General features: G+C 73.1%; 9 protein-coding genes. 6 read left to right on the top strand and 3 right to left on the bottom strand.

Translation table 11 applies throughout. The features are described 5' to 3' along the window. Positions 1 to 7: 7 nt before the first annotated feature. From RBH18_RS04310 to RBH18_RS04300, 3 genes are all read right to left on the bottom strand, one after another. Entirely contained in the window at positions 8 to 613 is a 606-nt protein-coding gene (locus RBH18_RS04310; protein ID WP_306204576.1) for a TetR/AcrR family transcriptional regulator, read from the bottom strand. A gap of 71 nt (positions 614 to 684) precedes the next feature. Continuing rightward, positions 685 to 1,317: a LuxR C-terminal-related transcriptional regulator gene (locus RBH18_RS04305; protein ID WP_306204575.1), complete on the bottom strand. Its 633-nt coding sequence runs from the start codon at positions 1,315 to 1,317 to the stop codon at positions 685 to 687. Positions 1,318 to 1,403: 86 nt separating this feature from the next. Then, the gene (locus RBH18_RS04300; RefSeq protein WP_306204574.1) at positions 1,404 to 2,081 is read right to left on the bottom strand and encodes a hypothetical protein; all 678 of its coding nucleotides are present in this window, start codon (positions 2,079 to 2,081) and stop codon (positions 1,404 to 1,406) included. Between the two features lie 125 nt (positions 2,082 to 2,206). On the opposite strand from RBH18_RS04300, the gene RBH18_RS04295 reads away from it, so the two are divergent. The 6 genes from RBH18_RS04295 to RBH18_RS04270 all read left to right on the top strand — a co-directional run bounded on the left by RBH18_RS04295 (position 2,207) and on the right by RBH18_RS04270 (position 19,217). Beyond that, entirely contained in the window at positions 2,207 to 2,692 is a 486-nt protein-coding gene (locus RBH18_RS04295; protein ID WP_306204573.1) for a hypothetical protein, read from the top strand. A 4-nt stretch (positions 2,693 to 2,696) separates the two neighbouring features. Continuing rightward, positions 2,697 to 10,208: a hypothetical protein gene (locus RBH18_RS04290; protein WP_306204572.1), complete on the top strand. Its 7,512-nt coding sequence runs from the start codon at positions 2,697 to 2,699 to the stop codon at positions 10,206 to 10,208. 83 nt (positions 10,209 to 10,291) lie between these two features. Further along, positions 10,292 to 11,092 (top strand): hypothetical protein, encoded by an 801-nt coding sequence (locus RBH18_RS04285; protein WP_306204571.1) that lies wholly within the window; start codon positions 10,292 to 10,294, stop codon positions 11,090 to 11,092. Next, the gene (locus RBH18_RS04280) at positions 11,082 to 13,838 is read left to right on the top strand and encodes a right-handed parallel beta-helix repeat-containing protein (protein ID WP_306204570.1); all 2,757 of its coding nucleotides are present in this window, start codon (positions 11,082 to 11,084) and stop codon (positions 13,836 to 13,838) included. Before RBH18_RS04285 ends, RBH18_RS04280 begins: the two co-directional genes overlap by 11 nt. Further along, positions 13,835 to 17,851, top strand: a complete 4,017-nt coding sequence (gene eccCa / locus RBH18_RS04275; protein ID WP_306204569.1) for a type VII secretion protein EccCa — start codon at positions 13,835 to 13,837, stop codon at positions 17,849 to 17,851. Before RBH18_RS04280 ends, eccCa begins: the two co-directional genes overlap by 4 nt. A 7-nt stretch (positions 17,852 to 17,858) precedes the next feature. Next, the gene (locus RBH18_RS04270; RefSeq protein ID WP_306204568.1) at positions 17,859 to 19,217 is read left to right on the top strand and encodes an EsaB/YukD family protein; all 1,359 of its coding nucleotides are present in this window, start codon (positions 17,859 to 17,861) and stop codon (positions 19,215 to 19,217) included. Positions 19,218 to 19,243 lie beyond the last annotated feature (26 nt).

Below are 19,243 nucleotides of genomic sequence, written 5' to 3'. Positions count from 1 at the left end.
CGGGACGCTAGCCGGCGGTGGCGGGCCGGCGCTGGCCGTGGATGCGGACCAGGCCCTCGACGCCGCGCAGGAAGGTCGCGGCCACCAGGGCGGGGTCGTGCAGGCAGCCGGCGGCCATGGCGCCGTCGCGCAGCATGACGAAGTGGCGAGCGGCGGCGTCGGACGTGTCCTCGGCAACCTGGGCCATCAGGGTCGTCAGGGTGTCGAGGAACCACTGGCGGTGCGCGATGATCTGCTGGTGGACCGGGTGGCCGGGGTCGGGGAACTCCGCGGCGGCGTTGAGGAAGGCGCAGCCGCGGAAGCCCGGCGACTGAATGTTCGCGGCGATCGCGTCGGCGATGGCCAGCAGCGAGTCGGCCGCCTTGGTGTGGGCGGCGATGGCAGCGGTGATGCCGGTGCGTTCCATCTGGTGCACATCCTGCAGGTACGTGACCACGAGGTCGTCCTTGCTCGGGAAGTGCCGGTAGAACGTGGCCCGGGTCACCTTGGCCTCGGCGATGATCCGGTCGACGCCGACGGAGTGGATGCCGTCGGCGTAGAAGATCTGGGTCGCGGTGGTGAGGAGCCGTTGCCGGGCCTCGGAGGGCCTGGTCTCGGTGGCGGCGCGGGTCATGCGCCCATCCTAGCGGGCAGAACGTTCGGTCTGCCAGTGCTGACCGTCACGCCTGGCCGTCGCCCGCGATCTCAACCGTCGGCCGGGACCGGCCGCGGTGGTCGTGGCCCCCGGACCGGATGATGGCCCAGCGCGGCGGCGGCGCGGACGAGTTCCCTCTGGTTCCGGGCGTTGAGCTTCGCGCGGATGCGTTTGGCGTACGTGTCGACCGTCGCCCGCGACAATCCCATCCGCGCGGCGATCTGCGCGTGCGTGAAACCGGAGGCGATGAAACGCAACGTCTCGATCTCGCGGGGCGCCAGGGTCCGCGGTCCGTCGCCGTCGCCGGCCAGCTCGGTCCGGAACCGGCCGAGCAGCGGCGGGCACACGTAGAACCCGCCGCCCGCGATGACCCGCAACGCGTCGATGGTGTCCCGCATCCGGGTGTGCCGCTCGACCAGCCCCCGGGCGCCGGCGCGTACCGCCGGCAACAGATCCGCCTCGAGCCAGTCCGCACTGACCAGGGGCGGCCCGGCCGCCGTCGTCCGCGCGATGTCGCCCGGGCGCGGGTTGTCCGGCAGGTCGAGGACGACCACGTCGTAGCGTCCGCCCCGGTCCGCCAGGTCACCGATGGTGGGAACGGTGGCGGCGACCCGCATCCCGGCGCCGGACGCCAGCACCCGGAGCCGGGCGGGCTGCTCCGACACGACGGCGATCTCGAACACGCTGGCTCCTCCGGCTCGGCTGCCACCCGCGGGCGCGGGCCGGATGTACGACGGATGCCACCGGCGCCCGGTTCACGGGCGGCACCTCAATCGGTGGGAGGCGCGGAGTTGATGTCGGCCGCGGCGTAGAACTGCGCGGTGTTGTTCAGCTTGGCGACGTACTGGCCGACCAGCTCGAGCACGGAGCCCACCGACTGCAGCAGCTGGTACTGCGTGTACTGGATCTGCTCGGTCTGTTCCGGGTGCGGATCCTTGACCTCGGCGTAGTGCTCGGTCCGGCCGGGCGACCAGGCGGCGTAGTTGTTGCTCTGCACCGGGTCACCGATCTGCTCGGTCTCGACCGTCTCCTCGTGATTGCGGGCGTAGAAGATCCAGCTCGCCCGCTGCATGACGCTGTCGCGGAACCGCTCGAACTCGTCGATCTCGGTCCCGGTCAGCCTGAGCACCGTGTTCTCGGCGTCGTACAAGCCGCCGGTGCTGACCTTCCAGTCGCTGAGGTCGGGCGCGTCGGGTGTGTCGCCGGTCGGCAGCGGCGCGCCGTCCTGGGTGACCGGGTCGCCGTCACCGTTGACCCAGCCGCCCTTGCCGTCGGACTGCGGGATGTCGTGGCCGTACTGATCGACGGGGTTGCCGTCCGCGTCGACGTACCCTCCCTTGCCGTCCGACTTCGGCGGGGGAACGACGAACGAGGCGTCCTCGCCGTCGACGGTGCGGGCCCCGCTCCAGGTCTGCGTGAGATCGACGGGTACGGCGTCGGTTTCCATACCGCACCTTTGCGCGCGGGGCCGGGGCGACCGCAACGTCCCCGAACCGGGTCTGGAGGGACACGCCGGTCCCGTGGCTATGGTTCCGGCGACGGGGTGCGCCGATCCGCAGTAAGGGTGACGAGATGGCCGACTACAACCTGGTGTCGACGGAGATCTACGTGTCGCCGCAGTCGATGCACCAGTACGCCGCCGAGCACATGAAGGTCGTCATGAACAGCCTGGTGGACAACTGGGATGCGATCGGCCGGACGTGGGAGGATCTCAAGCTCGGTTGGATCGGGGACAGCGCCGACGCCGCCGACGAGTTCAACGCCCGTCTCAAGGACATCCAGGAACGGCTGTTCGGAGTGCCCGCGGCCGACGGCAAGTCCGTCGAGACGCCCGGGCTGCTGGACCGGGCCCGATCCGGAGTCATCGTCGCCGCCGCGAACTACAACGCGGCGGAGCACTCCGTCACCGATCTGTGGGACGCCTTCTGCGCACAGATGCGCCAGGAGGGCGAGACCACGAACGGCGAGCCGGCGCCGAGCCAGGACACCGCGCTCGATCCCATCCGGGCGGACTACACCGACAACCCGTACCCCTGGCACGAGCCCGAGAAGGACTGAGACCATGGGCGGTCCGAGAAACGGTCATCCCGATCCGGCGGCGCTGCGGCAGCTCGCGGCGGACTGGCGGGCGGAGGGCGACCGCCTGGAAACCCTGGGCGACAACATCAAGGCGGCCCACCGCAGCGTGGACTGGATCGGCTTCGCCAGCCTGTCCGCGGGCATCGCGGCCAACCTGGTCGACCTGAAACTGCGCCAGGTGCAGGACTCCGCGCAGGAGTTCGCGCAGTTCCTCGACGACTACGCGGAGAAGGTCCAGGAGCAGATCGACCGGGAGCGGGCCCAGTCGATCATCGAGGTCGTCCTGGCCCTCCTCGGACTGCTCACGATCGGCCTGGCCGGTGTTCTCGGCCCGGTGCTGGCGGCGCTCGGCCGGCTGCTGGCCGGCCTGCTCACCGCGATGAGCCAGCTCGCCGGCCGGATCGTCACCGCGGTCATCGACGTTGCGCTCGGCACCGTGTTCTGGGGCTCCCTCCAGGTCGCCTTCGAGTTTGGCACCACGGCCGTTGTCTCCCAGATCGTCGGCGTCACTCCCGAGTACAACGCCGGCATCGCGATCAGCGTCCTCATCGCGGCGGTGGTCGGCGGTCTGTTCTCCTTCCGCGGCGTCAACGACGTGCCACTGCGGACCATCAGCGGCCGGCCCGCCGATGCGCCGGCCGTCCTGCCCTCCCCGAAGGGCGGTCCCGGCGCCGGCGCCGACGTCGACAGCGCGGTCGTCGATCTGCCACGGCCGTCCGAGGGCACAGGCGGCGACGTCGTCACGATCAACCCCGACGAGGTCGCGGTCAGCGCGACCGATGCCGGCGGAGTGCCGTTCACCCCCGGATCGAGCCACAGCGTGCCGACCACCAGCGGCGCGGACCAGCGCATCTTCACCGGCTCCGGTGCCCTGGGCAACGCCGGTCGCGGGGCCGAGCACGGCAACCCGCAGACCGTCGCGCACACCGTGGAGCACGGCCTCACCACGCCGCCGCCGGTCCCGCAGACCGCGACGGGAGCGCCCGGGGGAGCTGCCGGCGGGCGGACCATCGGCGACATGCCGCCGGGTGGGCAGGTCACCACCGGCGCGGTCAGGACCGTTCCGCCGGGCGGCGACGCCGTCGGCCGTCCGCCCGTGACGTCGAACGGCGACGCGCTGCCGGCCGCCAACCTCGGCCGCGGCGCCGCCGGGCCGCCACCGCTGCGCCTCGCGACCGGCGGCGAGGGCACACCGGTGCACCTGGCTCCGGGCGAGGTCTCGCCGGTCTCCTCCCTGGGCGGCCGCAGCTTCGTTCCCGGTGACGTCTCGCCGGTCTCGTCGGTGGGCGGGCGTGGCAGTCTCGATCTGCGTACGCCGGTTGCGGGACACGGCGACCCGGTCGCTCAGCCGCCGACCCTGCCGGCCGCCGCATCCGGCGGCCCTGTCCCGGGGCCGGGGGCGGGGCGCGTGGTGCAGCACACGGTGACGAACGGGCCGGCCTCGGTGCCGCATGGCGTGAGCCTGCCGCCCGCGATGCGGCCCGGGGGCTTGCCCGACCTGCCCGCCGCACACGTCACGGCGCCGCCGGCGGGGCTGCCGGCGTCCTCGGCGAAGGTGCCGGCCGACGCCGCGGCGGCGCGGGCCCTGGAGGACAGGTTCCAGGCCCTGGGCGGGCCCGCGTCGTCCAAGGCGCCGGTCGATGCCGTGGCGGCGCGGGCGTTGGAGGACAGGTTCCAGGCCCTGGGCGGTTCCGCGGCCAAGCAGCCCGCGCTGCCCGACGTGCCGCGCGTCGAGGCGCCGCGGGGGCCCGCTGACATCTCCGGCGTACGAGTCCCGGACCAGCGTCCCGGCGCGGTGACGAGCGGCTCGGCGGCGCCGGACGCCGGTCGGCCGCTCGACGCCGTCGGTGTGCGCTGGCGTGACGACCTGTTCGCCGACACGCCGGCCACACCCTCGCTGATGGAGCAGGTCAAGGGGCTGCGGGGACCGAAGCTTCCGGACGTTCCCGGTCATGAACCCGGTGCGGTGCCGCGCGGTGCGGCTCCGAGCCCGTCCCCGGGCGCCCACGGCAAGCTGCCGGATGCGCCGAAGGACGCACCGAGCGACCCGGTGCTGAACGCGCTCGACGAGGCGCCGGCCGCGCCCACGGGGCTGGAGCGTCCGAAGCAGCTGATCGATGACCTCGGGGGTGCGGCCGGTCTGCCGCGGCGTGAACTCGACGACCTGGTGGGGAAGCTGTCGGCGTACGGCGACAGCGTGCTCGGTCCGGACGCCGAGTCGGCCGTGACCCGGGCCCTGGTCGAGGACATCGGCGTGCGGGCCGGGCTCGACGCTCACGCGGCGCGTGGCTTCGCCGACCGGATCACCTCGCCGGACGCCGCGGTCTCGCAGGCCGCGCGGGCCGAGTTCCGGACCCAGGTGGGCGCGTCCGCCGATCTGAACCGGCTGACGCACCGCCTGGTGGACATGCGGATCGACCACGCCGAGAAGGCCGGCGTGCCGATGACGCAGAGCTTCCGGACGGAGCTGACCCAGGCGCTGCGGGCCGGCGACGAGACCGCGGTGACCGGCGTGAGCGGCGACCTCGACCGGGCTGTCGCGGCTCGCGACGTGACGCGGCAGGCCGAGGCGGACAAGGCCGTGAGAGCCCTGGACGACCGGCTGGACAAATTGCGCTCGGCCAATGACCGCGATGCCGTTGCGGCCTCCGACGCCGCCGCCGCCGAAGGGGCTGCCCGGGACGAATTCATCCACAGCTTCCGCGACGGCCTGCTCGCCGAGATCAAGCAGCAGGCCGGCGAGAGCGACGCGAGCGTGGAACTCAGGACCCTCGAAAAATCCGCCCGGCCGGAGCGGGACGAATTCCTCGCTGCCGTGGACGCGGAGAGGGCGCAGCAGGCTCAGGCGCACGAGCTCCACGACCTGCTGGCCTCGGCCGACGACCTCGGAGCCCATGCCGGTCTGCGTCCGGAGCAGATCGATCAGGTCCGCGCGGAGGTCGAGACGCGGTACATCGACACACTGTCGCTGGACGAGGCCAGACTGACCCTGTACGAGGGCGTGGCCGGGCGGGCCGGGATGAACCCGGAGCGGGCGGCCACGCTGGCCACCCGCAGCCTCGGCGACAACGTGATCGGCCGGCACGCGATGCAGGTCTACCGGGACGAGCTGCGTGACCTGCGGTCCACCAACAGCCTCATCGACCGGGTCGTCCAGCAGGTCGGCGAGCGGTTCCAGGAGCTGAAACTGGCGTTCGACGAGGCGACCCGGGAGAGGCTGACGCAGGCCTACCGGCAGGGCGACGAGGCCGCGGCCGAGGAGATCACCATCCGGCTGGACGTCGAGCGGGCGCTCGCCGAGCGGCAGGCCGAGACCGCCGCGTTCAAGGCGGAGCTGGAGCTGACGAACCGCTTCAACGCGCTGCCCCGGCCCGAGGGGCCGACGGCCTCGGATCCTGTGACCGAGCCGGTGGGAGCAAGGGCCGAGACGCCCGCCGAGAATCCGCAGGCGCCCGACGTCTCCGTGGACGCGGAGACGCAGGCACTGTTCGAGGGGCTGGACGTTCCGACGGGACGGTTGCCGCACGAGGACCTGCCGGTGTTGCCCGACGTGCCGGAGAGCCCGGGACTGGAGTCGCTGCGGGCGTTCGGCCGGGATCTGGCCAAGGACGGCGGCCTGGATGCCGCCGCGACCGAGGACCTGCTGAAGGGCATCGACGACCGCTGGGGCCCGGTGGTCCTGGACGAGGCCGGCCGCGTCGAGGCGCGCTGGACCCTCGTCAAGGAGATGTACCGGCGGCTCGACGCGACGCCCGACGACGCCGGGCTGCAGAGCGCACGGCCTGCCGGCACCCGCATGCAGGACCTCGTCGGCGACAACGGCACGCTGCGCGATGCGGCCCGCGTAGCCTTGCGTTACGAGCTGACCTCGGCCCGTAAGGTGCAGAGCCTGAACGAGCGGTTCGCCGGCCTGCCGGAACTGCGCGCCGAGGACCCCGTCGCCCCGGCGGCCGGGGACGGCGACGAGCCGGCGGCCCGGGCGGTCGACCAGGCTGTGTCGAGCCGGGACGCCTTCGGCAAGGTGCTCGACGAGCTCGTCACCCGGCCACCGGCGGGCGGTCCGGCCCGGGCGGAGGAGGGCTTGCCGGCACCGCTGGGCGAGGAAATGCTCATGCGGGAGCCGCTGCAGCACGACTCGCCGCGTCCGGTCACCCGGGCCGATCTGCGGTACGACCCGCCGCCGCGCGCGGCAGCCGAGCCGACGCCGCTCGAGCAGTTCGAGCTGGAGCTCGCCGAGCGCCACGCCGCGGCGGCCACGGCCGAGCGGGACCTGCACGCGGCCGGACTCGACGCGGACAGTCGCTTCCGGACGGCGGTGGCCGACTTCCGTGCGGCGAATCCGGACGCCCGCTTCGACCTCGACGCGGTCCGGGTCGATTACGACGCGCGCATCGCGGACGCGTGGCGGGCCGAGCCGTTGCCCTCGGCCTGGCCGGGATACGTCGCCGCGGCCGCGGCCGGGCTGCCGGAGCTTCTCGCGCAGAGCGAGGTCGGCATGGGCACGAAGCCGGCCGCCGAGGTGCGCGACCCCGACCGCGTGATCCCGGAACCGGCGGTGGCCGAGCTGGCCGGCGAGATCTTCACCCGGGCGGCCGGCATCGTGGACTACGAGCATGGCTTGGACCTGCCCGCCTCCGTGCTGGACCGGATGCGGGACACGTTCACCGACGGTTTGCAGCGCCACTACTCCGACATCCACCACGGCGGCAGCGACGAGCGCTTCGCCGAGGACGGCGGCCGCGCCGCGGTGTGGGAGGCGTACCAGGAACGACAGCTCGACAGCGTCCGTGCCGACCTCCGGCTGGCCGACAGGGCCTGGGCGGCGGCGCAGCGTGCCGCGGTGCAGTTTCACGCGCTGGTCGGTGCGGGCCGCCTCGACTCCCCGGATCAGGCTCTCTCCGAGCTGTCCCTGCGTGCCTTCGGTGAGCAGTTCGCCACCGAGACGCTGGTCCTGCGTCAGGAGCACTACTACGGTCTGCACGAATTGCAGCAGCAGGCGTTCCGCGAGCAACTGGACGAGCTGGTGCGCCCAGTCGACGACCTGGCGGCGCTGGACGACGCCGAGCGAGATGAGCGCTGGCAGCAGGAGAAGGCCGAGCTGCAGGCCGACTACGCCCGGCGGTTGAAGACCGCGCTGTTGGTCGAGCAGCAGCGTCCTGACCTGGCCGTTGCCTTCGAGACCGCGCTCATCGAGGCCGCCGAGCTCACCGACCGCACCGGCCTGGCGACCCTCGACGGCCTGTCCCCGGCGGCGGCCGACGCGTTCCGGGCGGACTTCGTCACCACCGGCCGGCGCCTGTTCGAGGAGACGTTCGCCGAGGCCGTCAGGGCGGGGGCGCACGGCTACGACTCCGTCTTCACCCGGGCCGAGACCGTGTGGCGGCACCAGTACGACCACCTGCGCACCGCCCTGCGCCAGGAGGCCTTTGTCCACTTGCAGGTCCACCGGCACGACACGGCGCTGGCGGCGGCGGTGGAGAACTACCGGACGGTGTCGGAGGAGTACGGCTGGGACGACGTGCCCGAGACGGTCTACGCCAAGGCCCGGGAGGAGTTCCTCGCCGACGCCACCGCGAAGCTGCGGGCCTCGGTGCGGGAGCAACTCGACCCGTTCGCCAAGAGCCAGGCCGCGCACTGGGACAGTCTGGCGGGCACGATCGAGCGCAGCCTCGGGCGTTACTTCAACCACGACAAGCTGCGTGAGTACGCCACCCGGGCCGAGCCCCCCGTCCCGGCCACCGTGGACGCCGGTCGACTGGCGGCGCCCCCGGCCGCGTACGAGGAAAAGGCGCAACCGATCCTGGACGGCGTACGCGATGCGGTGTCGGCGGCCCTGCGCCCCGACGGCCGTGAGGTGCCCGCCGACGTCCGTGATCGCGTCGCCGCCGAGATCGCGGCGGTCGTGCGCGAGGCGGACACCGCGGCCCGCAAGCGTGCGGAGCGTGGCGACAACACCGCGACCGCGCTCGCGGCGGCCACGGCGGAACTGGACGAGCGCCTGTCCGGCCTGGCCGCCTCGGTGCCTCTCCGGCTGTCGCACCAGGAACGGGCGAGCGCCGAGCTGGAGCGCGCCGGCCACGCCTTCGAGGGCCTGCTGGCGCCGGCGGAGGCGCTGCCGGGCGCGGTGACCGCGGGGTTGTCGGTCGCCTTCGCGAACGACTGGCTGACCCGTCACGACCGGCTCTTCCGTGGCGGCGCCGGTGTCGCCAAGGCGGCGGCGGTCGCGGCCGGCCTGCGGGAGCTCGCGGGCCGGGTGGAGATCACGGCGCCCCACCACGATGTGCTCAGCCCGGACGCCCTGCGCCGGGTGCTGCTGGACGTGGCGGCGACGCTGCCCGGCGGCTACACCACGGCCGGTTCGAGCGTGCTGCTGCAGCGGCCGGGAGTCCCGCCCAACCGGCTGATGACCGAGATCGCCGCTTTCTTCCGGCCCATCCCGGGTCACCAGCGCGTCATCGTCGCGCCCGGCACGGATCTCATACCCTTCCTGACCGAGCTCACGAATCGGCTCGGTGACCCGGCGCAGCGCTCCCGGGTCGTCGTGCACGCCCCGATGACGCCCGAGCCGGTGCTCCGGACGCTGGTCAGCCGCTACGGCGTCACGGTGGCTTTCGCCGAACCGCCCGCCGGCACCGAGCCGGCGCTGCCGGTCACCGCGGACGGCACGCCGACCCTGCGGCGCTGGGCCGAGCACTGGCTCGTCCGGCCGGGCACCGAGGAGCCGGAGGGACCGTACGGTCTGCGGCGCCGCGGCGACTCGGAGCTGTTCGAGTTGCCCGGCGACTGGGTCCTGGAGGACCTGCCCTGGGGCCTGTGGGCCCGGCCCGCCTCGCTGGTCGAGCCCGGCCTCGCCGCCGATGTCCGTTCAGGTGCCGTGGCCGGTGACGCCGCCATCGTGGTCGGCGTGCCGGGGGTCGAGGTCCCGGAGCCGGTCGTCCGGGCCGGCCTGTCTCTGATCGGGCACCTGCCGGTGGAGCTCGGGGAGCCGGCGGTGGAGTGGCTCAGCCCGCTGCCCGAACTGACTCCCGAGGCCGTGCCCGTCGTTGACCTGGACACCACTCTCGGCGGGCTGTCCGGGGTGCGCACCGGCGCGGCCGAACCTGGGCCGGCGAGCATCGCCGTGGACGCCCTCCGGTCGGCCGGCCACGGCGCCGAGGCCGAGGCGTTCCTCGCCGAGCCCGACCCGGCGCTTCGCGACCAGGGGCTGATCCGCCTGTACCGCACCGGAGACGCGATCCGGGACGTTCTGCCCGATCTGCACCTCGGGCTGGCCACCCCGGCCCGCTCCGACGCGGCGCTGGCCGAGATTCTGCAGCTCGCCGGCACCGCGCTCGGGGGCGCCTTCGTCGTCGAGGGCCAGATGCGGCAGGCGGCGCGGGGGTTGCTGACGGAGACCAGGACCGAGCTGCTGAGCGGACTGTTGATGCTCGTCCCGATTGGCGATGACAGACGCCCGGCCGTGCTCCGCTTCGCCAAGGTGCTTCTCGATTGCTGAATTTGCGGCCGTCGTGAACACCCCTGGACCAGGAGCCGTCTTAATAGGTCACGACTGCCGGAGCCGAACCGCGGAAGAGCCTGATGACTGAACCTGTGAGCACCGAGCCCGCGGCCGGCGAACCGGTGCGCCGGTCGGCGATGGCGGCCCCACCGGCGCCCGAGCACCGGGCGTCGGCCGAGGTCGGCCAGCGGCGCGAATTCGTCCGGGCGTTCGTGGAACACGCTGCCGAACGCCCGGCGAGCGAGCGCACGACCGTACGCCTGCCCACCCTGATCACCGTGACTGCCGCGGTGGCCGTCGGTGCGGTCGTCGTCGGGGTGTTCTGGAACCTCCTGCGGCCCATGACCCCGCAGCAGAAGGCGGCCGCCAAGGGCACGACGGTGGCGCCGAGCGTCCGTCCGACCGGCCGGTTCCAGGCGGTGGCCGGCTGGGACTGCCAGGCCGCCGGGGATCGCGGCTTCGACGCCCGCGGCCGCACCGGCGACTGGCGCACGGCGGGCACCGGCGGGTGGTGGCAGGACGGCTGTCACGGCACCGCGGTGACGCTGCCCCCCTCGGACGAGCAGCGCGGACAGGCGGCGACCTGGTGGTTCACGCCGGGCGAGGCGATCCGGACCTGCGACCTCAGCGTGTACGTGCCCAAGACCGGCTCCACATTGGTCAGCAAGGCGAAGTACCAGGTGATGGCGGGCGCCTCCGGTACGGCGTACGCGAGCTTCACCGTGGACCAGGGCGCCCATGCCGGGAAGTGGGTCCGGGCGGGCACCTATCCCGTGCGGCAGAACCAGTTCGCGGTGGGCCTCGACGCCGCGGACGCCTCCGGCGGTGGCGACCGAGCCCGGGTCGTGTTCGGCCAGGTACGGGTGACCTGTGCTTCCTGAGCTGCCCGCCCGGCGGGGGACGGCCGCCCGGGCCGCCCTGACCGGCCGGGTCGAGCGGGTCTCCACCCGGGCGTGGAGCCGGCACAAGACGATCGGCGCGGCGGTGCGCGCGGCCAAGCCGGACACTGTCGTCGCGGTGTCACCGGGCACGTACCGGGAGAGTCTGGTCCTGGAGCATCCGGTGACGATCGTCGCCGAGGACGAGTCCGGCGTGGTCGAGCTGGTCGCGCCGGACGGCCCCGCGGTCCAGGTCCGCGGCGGCACGGTGACGATGCGCGGCATCACCGTACGCGGAAGTGGGGCCGGCGCCGCCGCGGTGGTGGTCTCGGCCGGCCGCCTCGACCTTCGGGACAGCCGGGTGAGCGCCGGTTTCGTGCACGTCGGGGGCCAGTCCGAGGCCACGCTGACCGGCTGCACGGTCGAGGACGGCGGGCCGTGCGCGCTCAGCGTGGCCGACGGGGCGCGGGTGGAGGCGGGTGGCCTGCGGGTCGCGAAGGTCGCTGGAGTCGCGGTGGCGGCCTCCGGCTCCGCCCGGCTGGCCCTGTCGGGTGCAGTGCTCACCGACGTCGGTGGCGTGGGTGTCCGCGTCGAGGACGCGGCCTCCGCCGTGATCGATCATTGTGACATCGGGTCGGCCACGGATGCGGGCGTGGAGGTCCGCGGTGACGCCAGCCTGCGCCTGCTGGACAGCCACCTGCACGACATCGGCGGCGACGGTGTCCGTGTCCTGGGCAGCGCCGGGCTCGGAGCCGAGTGGTGGCCCGCGTTGCGCCCGGGCCGCCCCGACGACCTGACGCCCGCCGAGCCGGGTGACACCGGGGGAGTGGTGCTGCGGCGATGCGAGATCCGCCGGACCGGCGCCGCGGGCGTGGTGACCGGCGGTGAGTCGATGACGGTGTTCGACGACAGCGTTGTCGACCGGGCGGGCAGCGCCGGCGTGCTGGCCGCGCACGACAGCCGGGTGGCGGTCAGCTCGGTGCGGGTGACCGCCGGCGCCCAGACCGGCGTGGCGGTGCGGGACAACAGCCAGGTGCGCTGGCGTGGCGGGTCGCTGACCGATTCGGAGGCCAACGGTGTCTACGCGGTCGGCGACAGTCGCCTGCAGCTGAGCGATGTGGAGGTCCGCGGGACCGGCTTCACCGCGATCCACCTGACCGGGACCGCGGCCGTCACTTTGCTGCGCGTCAGCGTGGCCGGCAGCGCCGAGTTCGGCATCCGCGCCGCCGGGCACTCCGTGCTCTACGCGAGTGGGACCGGCGTCGATCGTGCGGCGCTCGCCGGCGTGCAGATCGACGAGACGGCCGACGCCGTGCTGCGCGACGTGACCGTCGCCCATTGCCGCACCGGCGTGCACGTCGACACCGCCCACCGTCCGCTGCTGGCGGGATGCACCGTACGGGACATCGCCGGCAGCGGTGTGGAGATCGCTCCCGGCTCGGCGCCCATGCTGGTGGGCACCACCGTGCGGGAGTGCGCGGCGGCGGGCGTCTTCGTCGACGTCGACGCCGAGCCGGTGCTCGAGGACTGCACGATCGAGACGATCGGCGGCAGCGGTGTCGCGGTGTGGACCGGCGCCCGCCCGGCGCTGCGGCGAGTGACCATCGCGGGCGTCAAGAAGAACGGTCTCTACTTCGGACCGGGAGCGCACGGCACGGCCGAGGACACCACCATTTCCCGCACCGGCTACCCGGCGCTCTACGTCGGCGCCGGGGCGGATCCTGTGCTGCGCCGCTGCGCCGTGCTGGACGCCGACGAGGATGTCAGCCTGGCCGAGGGGGCCGAGCCGGTCTTTGAGCAGTGCCGCAGCGAACGGGTGGGGACAGCGGCATGGCCCGCCACCGCCGAGGCCGCCCCCGCCCCCGTCCGCGCCGCGACCAAGGACGACAACGCCGAGGAGCAGCAGCAGCAGGACACCTTGCAGCCGCTGCTCGACCAGCTGCACGAACTGATCGGGCTGGTCGGTGTCAAACGCGACGTGGGCCAGATGGTCAAGCTCATGCACCTGGTGAAGCGCCGCCGGGACGCCGGGCTGGCACCGCCCCCGATGTCGCGTCACCTGGTCTTCGCCGGCAACCCCGGCACCGGGAAGACCACCGTCGCCCGCCTCTACGGCCAGCTGCTGGCCGCGCTCGGGATGCTCACCAGCGGCCATCTCGTCGAGGTCGACCGCGGCATGCTGGTCGGCGAGTACGTCGGGCACACCGCCCCCAAGACCCAGGCCGCTTTCCAGCGCGCGCTCGGCGGTGTGCTGTTCATCGACGAGGCGTACGCCCTGGTGCCCGAGGGACAGAGCAACGACTTCGGCAACGAGGCGATCTCGACGCTGGTGAAGCTGATGGAGGACCACCGCGAGGAGGTCGTGGTCATCGTGGCCGGCTACCCCGACCAGATGACCCGCTTCATCGGCGCCAACCCGGGGCTGTCGTCGCGGTTCTCCCGCACCCTGACGTTCGACGACTACACCGGCAGCGAGCTGGTGCGGATCGTCGACAAGCAGGCCGAGGACCACGACTACCAGCTGTCCGGCGAGGCCCGTACCCGGCTGGTCCAGTACTTCGAGTCGGTCGACCGGGGAGAGGGCTTCGGCAACGGCCGCTTCGCCCGCAAGGTCTTCCAGGAGATGACCGAGAACCACGCGGGCCGCATCGCCGAGCTCGACGACCCGAGCGACGAGCAGTTGAGCACCCTGGAGGCCGCCGACGTCACCGGCGTCGCCTTCGACCTGAGAGGCGGAGAAGCCCGATGACCCGCTTGGCGTTCCACCGGCCCGCGCGCATGCTGCTGCCGCAGCTGCCCGCTCAACCGGTCACGCTGCCCAACCCGCCCGAGCCGCCCAAGGAGGCTCCGGGCAACAACGCCTGGAGCCTGGTGCTGCCGCTGCTGTCCAGCGTGGGCATCGCCGCGTACATGGTCACCTTCGGCAAACCCGCGCTGATCATCATCGGGGTGCTGTTCTTCGTCACCTCCACCGGCGCGGTCATCGGCCTGCGGCTGTCGCAGCGCAGCGAGAACAGCAAACAGGCCCGCAAGGCCCGCGCCCGGTACCGCCGCCACCTCGCGCTCGCCCGCGACCAGGCGCGAGAGGTCAGCACCGCCCAGCGAGCGGTGGCCACGCTCGCCGACCCGGATCCGTTGCGGCTCTGGTCGATCAGCACCAACCGCAACCGGGTCTGGGAACGGCGACCGGGCGACGGCGACTTTCTCCAGGTACGCGTCGGCCACGGTGCCGTCCGGCTGACCACACCGCTGGGGCTGGACCCCAACCTCGACCCGCTCGGCGACTGGGACTGGGACTCGCTGCAGAGCGCGCACCGGCTCATCGACCGGATGGGTCACGTCGAGGACCAGCCGATGGTCGTCGACCTGGGCCGGGCCGGCGTGCTCAGCGTGGTCGGCGACCCGGCGCGGACCGAGGCGGTCGCCCGCGCGATGCTCACCCAGATCGCCGTGCTGCACGCACCCGACGACGTGACCATCGCCATCGAGACCTCGGGCGCCGAGCAATGGGAGTGGACCAAGTGGCTCCCGCACACCTTCGAGCCCGACGCCAAGGGGGAGAGCGGCTCGGTGTCCCTGGTCGCCGAGCACCCCGAGGTGCTCGGTGCCTTCCTCACCGCGGAGCTGACCAGGCGGCGGGACGAGGCGTCGAACCGGCGCAACATGCTCAGCAGCGAGCGGTCCGCCGACGCGCCCCAGCGCCGGCTGATCGTGGTCTTCACCGGGTTCGCGCCGTTCTCCGAGTGGGGCCGGTCGGACCTCATGGCCGCGCTGCTGCAGGCGGCCGGACGGCAGCTCGGGATCACCCTGATCTTCCTGGGCGAGAAGGACCGGGACGAGCCGAGCCGCGTGGACCTGCGGATCCGCTTCGACCAGGAGGGACACCTCGTCACCGAGGGCCACCCGGACACGGTCGTCACGCCCGCGCACCGGTGCCGGCCGGACGAGCTCACCCCGCAGCTCGCCGAGCTCATCGCCCGCAACCTCGCCCCGCTGCGGCTCAGCGACGAGAGGGAGCAGGTGCTGGCACGTACGCGCTCGCTGAGCGAGATGGTCCTGGGCAGCGATCCCGGCCGCGCGGACGTCACCAGCCGGTGGGTCCGGGCGGGCGACCCGCGGATGCTGCGCGCCCCGATCGGCACCGACGGCGACGGCCAGACGGTGATCCTCGACATCAAGGAGTCCGGTCAGGGCGGATCCGGGCCGCACGGGCTCATCGTGGGCGCGACCGGCTCCGGCAAGTCGGAGCTGCTGCGCACGCTCGTGACCGGCCTGGCGCTCACCCACTCGCCGGAGCTGCTGTCGTTCGTCCTGATCGACTTCAAGGGCGGTGCGGCGTTCGCGCCGCTGCGGGAGCTCCCGCACGTCTCCGGCCTGATCACCAACCTGGCCGACGACGCCGCGATGATCGACCGGGTGCTGGCCGCCCTGATGGGCGAGCAGCAACGCCGGCAGCGCATCCTGCGCGACGCCGGCAACTTCGACACGGTGCGTGACTATCAGATCCGCCGGGCCGCGGGCGCCACCGGGCCCGGTGGCGATCCCCTCGAACCGCTGCCGACGCTGCTGATCATCGTCGACGAGTTCGGCGAGCTGCTGTCCGGGCGCCCCGAGTTCGCCGAGCTCTTCGTTCAGATCGGCCGGGTCGGGCGGTCGCTGGGCATGCATCTGCTCATGGCCACCCAGCGGCTCGAGGAGGGCAAGCTGCGGGGGCTCGACTCGCACCTGTCGTACCGCATCTGCCTGCGGACGTTCTCCGCGGCCGAGAGCCGTACGGTGATCGGCACGACCGACGCGTACAAGCTGCCCTCGATTCCGGGGTCCGCGTATCTCAAGGTGGACGAGTCGATCTACCAGCGGTTCCGGGTTGCGCACGTCTCCGCCCCGTACGTCAGCCCGGCCGAGCGGCGCGCCGCGATGGGCGCGGGCGACACCTCGATCGTGCCGTTCGACCTGCGGTCCGACGCGGTCGTCGTCGAGCGCGAGGACGACGAGCTCGCCCGGCTCGCCGCGCGTCCCGGCCCGACCGAGCTGCAGATCCTCGCCGAACGGATGACCTCGATCGCCAGCCCGGCGCACCAGGTCTGGCTGCCGCCGCTTCCGGCCGCCCTCGCCCTCGACCACCTGATCGGCCGACCGGCGCCGAAGGCGGGCCGCGGATACGCCGCTCGCGTGTGGCCGCTCTCGGGCCGGCTGAGCGTGCCCATCGGCCTCATCGACCTGCCGCTCAAGCAGGACCAGGAGACGCTGGTGATGGACTTCGGCGGGGTGCACGGTCACCTCGCCGCGGTCGGCGCCCCGCGCACCGGGCGCAGCACGTTCCTGCGCACCGTGCTGATGTCCGGGATGCTCACCCACACGCCCGACGAGATGCAGTTCTATTGCATCGACTTCGGCGGGGGGACGCTGCACCCGTACGCCGTCGCGCCGCACGTCGGCAGCGTGGCCGGACGCAACGAGCCCGAGCTGGTCAACCGCATGTTCGCGGAGATCCGGACCCTGATCGTGCAGCGTGAGCGGCAGATGCGCGAGCTGGGCATCGAGTCGATAGCCGAGCTGCGTGAACGCCGCCAGGCCGGCCTGCTGCCGGACGGGCTGCGCTCGGCCGACATCTTCCTGCTGATCGACAACTGGGGTGCCGTACGCGCCGAGTTCGAAGCGGCGGAGGCGTACGTCACCGAGTTCGCCGCCCGGGGGCTGGGCGCCGGGGTGCACCTGGTGCTGACCTCCGGACGCTGGAACGACATCCGGCCGGCGCTGCGCGACAGCATCGGCACGCGCATCGAGCTGCGGCTCAACGACCCCACCGAGTCCGACGTCAACCGCCGGCTCGCCGCGCGGATCCCGGCCACGATGTCCGGTCGTGGCGTGGCCGCGCCCGGCGTGTTCTTCCACCTGGTGCTGCCCCGCCTGGACGGCGTCGATTCCGCCGATCAGCTGCGGGAAGCCCAGGAACAGACCCTCGACAAGATCTCCGAGCACTGGAACGGACCGGCGGCCCCACCGGTCCGGCTGTTGCCGTCGCGCGTGCTCGCCGGTGAGTTGCCGCCGCTGGACGGCGCGGAGGTGCCGATCGGCCTCGCCGAGCACGACCTGTCCACGGTCGGGCTCGACCTGGTCGGCGGCGACCCCCACTTCCTGGTGTACGGCGACGCCGGCTCCGGCAAGAGCACGCTGCTGCGGACCTGGCTCGCCGGGCTCACCGAACGGGTCTCGCCCTACGACATGCGGGTCGTGCTGGTCGACTATCGGCACACGCTCATGGAAGCCGTGCCGGGGGAGCACCTCGGGGCGTACGCGGGCGACGCCGAGAGCGCCCAGGTGTACGTCCAGCAGGTGGTGGAGAAGCTCAAGGAACGTGTGCCCCCGCCCGGCATCAGCCCCGCCCAGCTGAAGGCCCGCGACTGGTGGGAAGGCACCGAGATCTACGTCGTGGTCGACGACTACGACCTGATCACCGGCCCGCAGAACGTGCTGTCGCCACTGCTGCCGTTCATCCCGCAGGCGCGCGAGGTGGGGCTGCACCTGGTCCTTGCCCGCCGCGTCGCCGGACTGATCCGCAGCGGCATGTCGGACACGCTGACCGCCCGCATCCGGGACATGGGCTGCGGCGGTGTCATCCTGTCCGGCGATCCCAAGGAGGGCGTGGTCCTCGGCGACGAACGAGCGGCGCAGCGACCACCCGGCCGCGGCACGCTCGTCCGGCGGGGCCGGCCCGGCCAGCTCATCCAGATCGCGCTCACCGAGAACACGCAGGGGTAGACCACTCATGGCCCACGAACAGACCCGCGTCACCGTGGTCGGCACCTACCGCAGTGCCGACATCGCGCTCCCGTCGCTGAGCCCGCTCGGCGAGTTCACCGCCCGCCTCGCCGAGCTGTGCGGCCAGGACACCAACGATCAGCTGCCGCCGGTGTGGACGCTGTCGCGCCCGGACACCGGACCGCTGGGGCTCGACACCAGCCTGCTGCAGGCCGGCGTCGTCGACGGCGAGGTGCTTTATCTGTACGACCTGGCGGGCGGCGCGGTCGACTCCCCGATCGTCATGGACATCGACGAGATCGTCGCGGAGGAGACCGAGGAGCTGCGGCTGCGCTCGGTGCACCCGGGGCCGGTCGTCATCGGCGTCGGCCTGCTGCTGCTGGTGGCCACCGCGGTGCTGGCCGGGTGGCGCTACGACGCCGACACCGGCAGCGCGGTCGGGCTCACGGCCGGCGGCCTCGCCCTGCTCGGCGCGGCGTGGGGCGTACGGCAGAAGGAATCCGCCACCCCGCCGCTGCTGATCCAGCTGATAGCGCTGGCCGCCGTGCCGGTGCTGGCCGGGGCCGGCGCGCTGATCGCCGAGGGGCTCGCCGGCTCGGCCTGGGCCGGCGCCGCCGTCGGCGCCAACATCGCGGCGGTCATGGCCATCGCCACGCTGGGCGACGTCCTCATCGTCGCGGTCGAGCTCTGGCTGGCCGTGGGCGGCGGTCTGGTCGCGCTGACCGCCGGGCTGGAATCCGACGCGGTCGAATCGAGTGCCGTCGTGGCGGCGGTCGCCATCGGCATGCTGGCGATCGCCCGCCGGTTGGCCGCCACCGTCACCGTATGGGGCCAGAAGCTGCCCCGCGGCCGTCAGCCCTTCGCCGAGGCCACCACCGGCCTGGTCGACCGCTCGGCCCAGATCACTGCGGTGGTCATGGCCGGCCCGGTCGTCGCGCTCGCCGTGGCCGTGCCCGTGCTGGCGTTCTCCGGCCGCGCCTTCGCCATCGTCCTCGCCTGGGTCTGCTGCCTGGTGCTGTTCACCCGCAGCCGGATCGCCGCGTTCACGGCCGAGATGTGGATCCTCGGCGTGACCACCGCCCTCACCTTCTTCAGCCTGCTCGCCGCGGTGACCGACACCCTGGCCCCGGCCACCGGGTCGTTGCTCCTGGTGGGCAGCGGCCTCATCGTCGTGCTGGCCGGTATCGGGCTGAGCGTGCTGGTCCCGCCGCGGACAAGGCACACCGGCTCCGGGCCGAAGCCGCCGGTGCGCCGCAGTCGTTCGGAGGTCGTCGGCGCGGCGTCCGCGCTCGTGATCGCCCCGCTGACGATCGGTGTCTTCGGCGTGCTCGGCCACCTCGTCACCGTGGGCCGGACGTTGTTCTGAGGCCTTCGCCGGGGGTGCCGCCGATA

Source organism: Actinoplanes oryzae (genome assembly GCF_030757795.1).
In the GTDB taxonomy this organism is placed as follows: domain Bacteria; phylum Actinomycetota; class Actinomycetes; order Mycobacteriales; family Micromonosporaceae; genus Actinoplanes.
The sequence above is the reverse complement of the archived record's forward strand: the minus strand, read 5'-3'. Positions and strand labels throughout refer to the sequence as shown.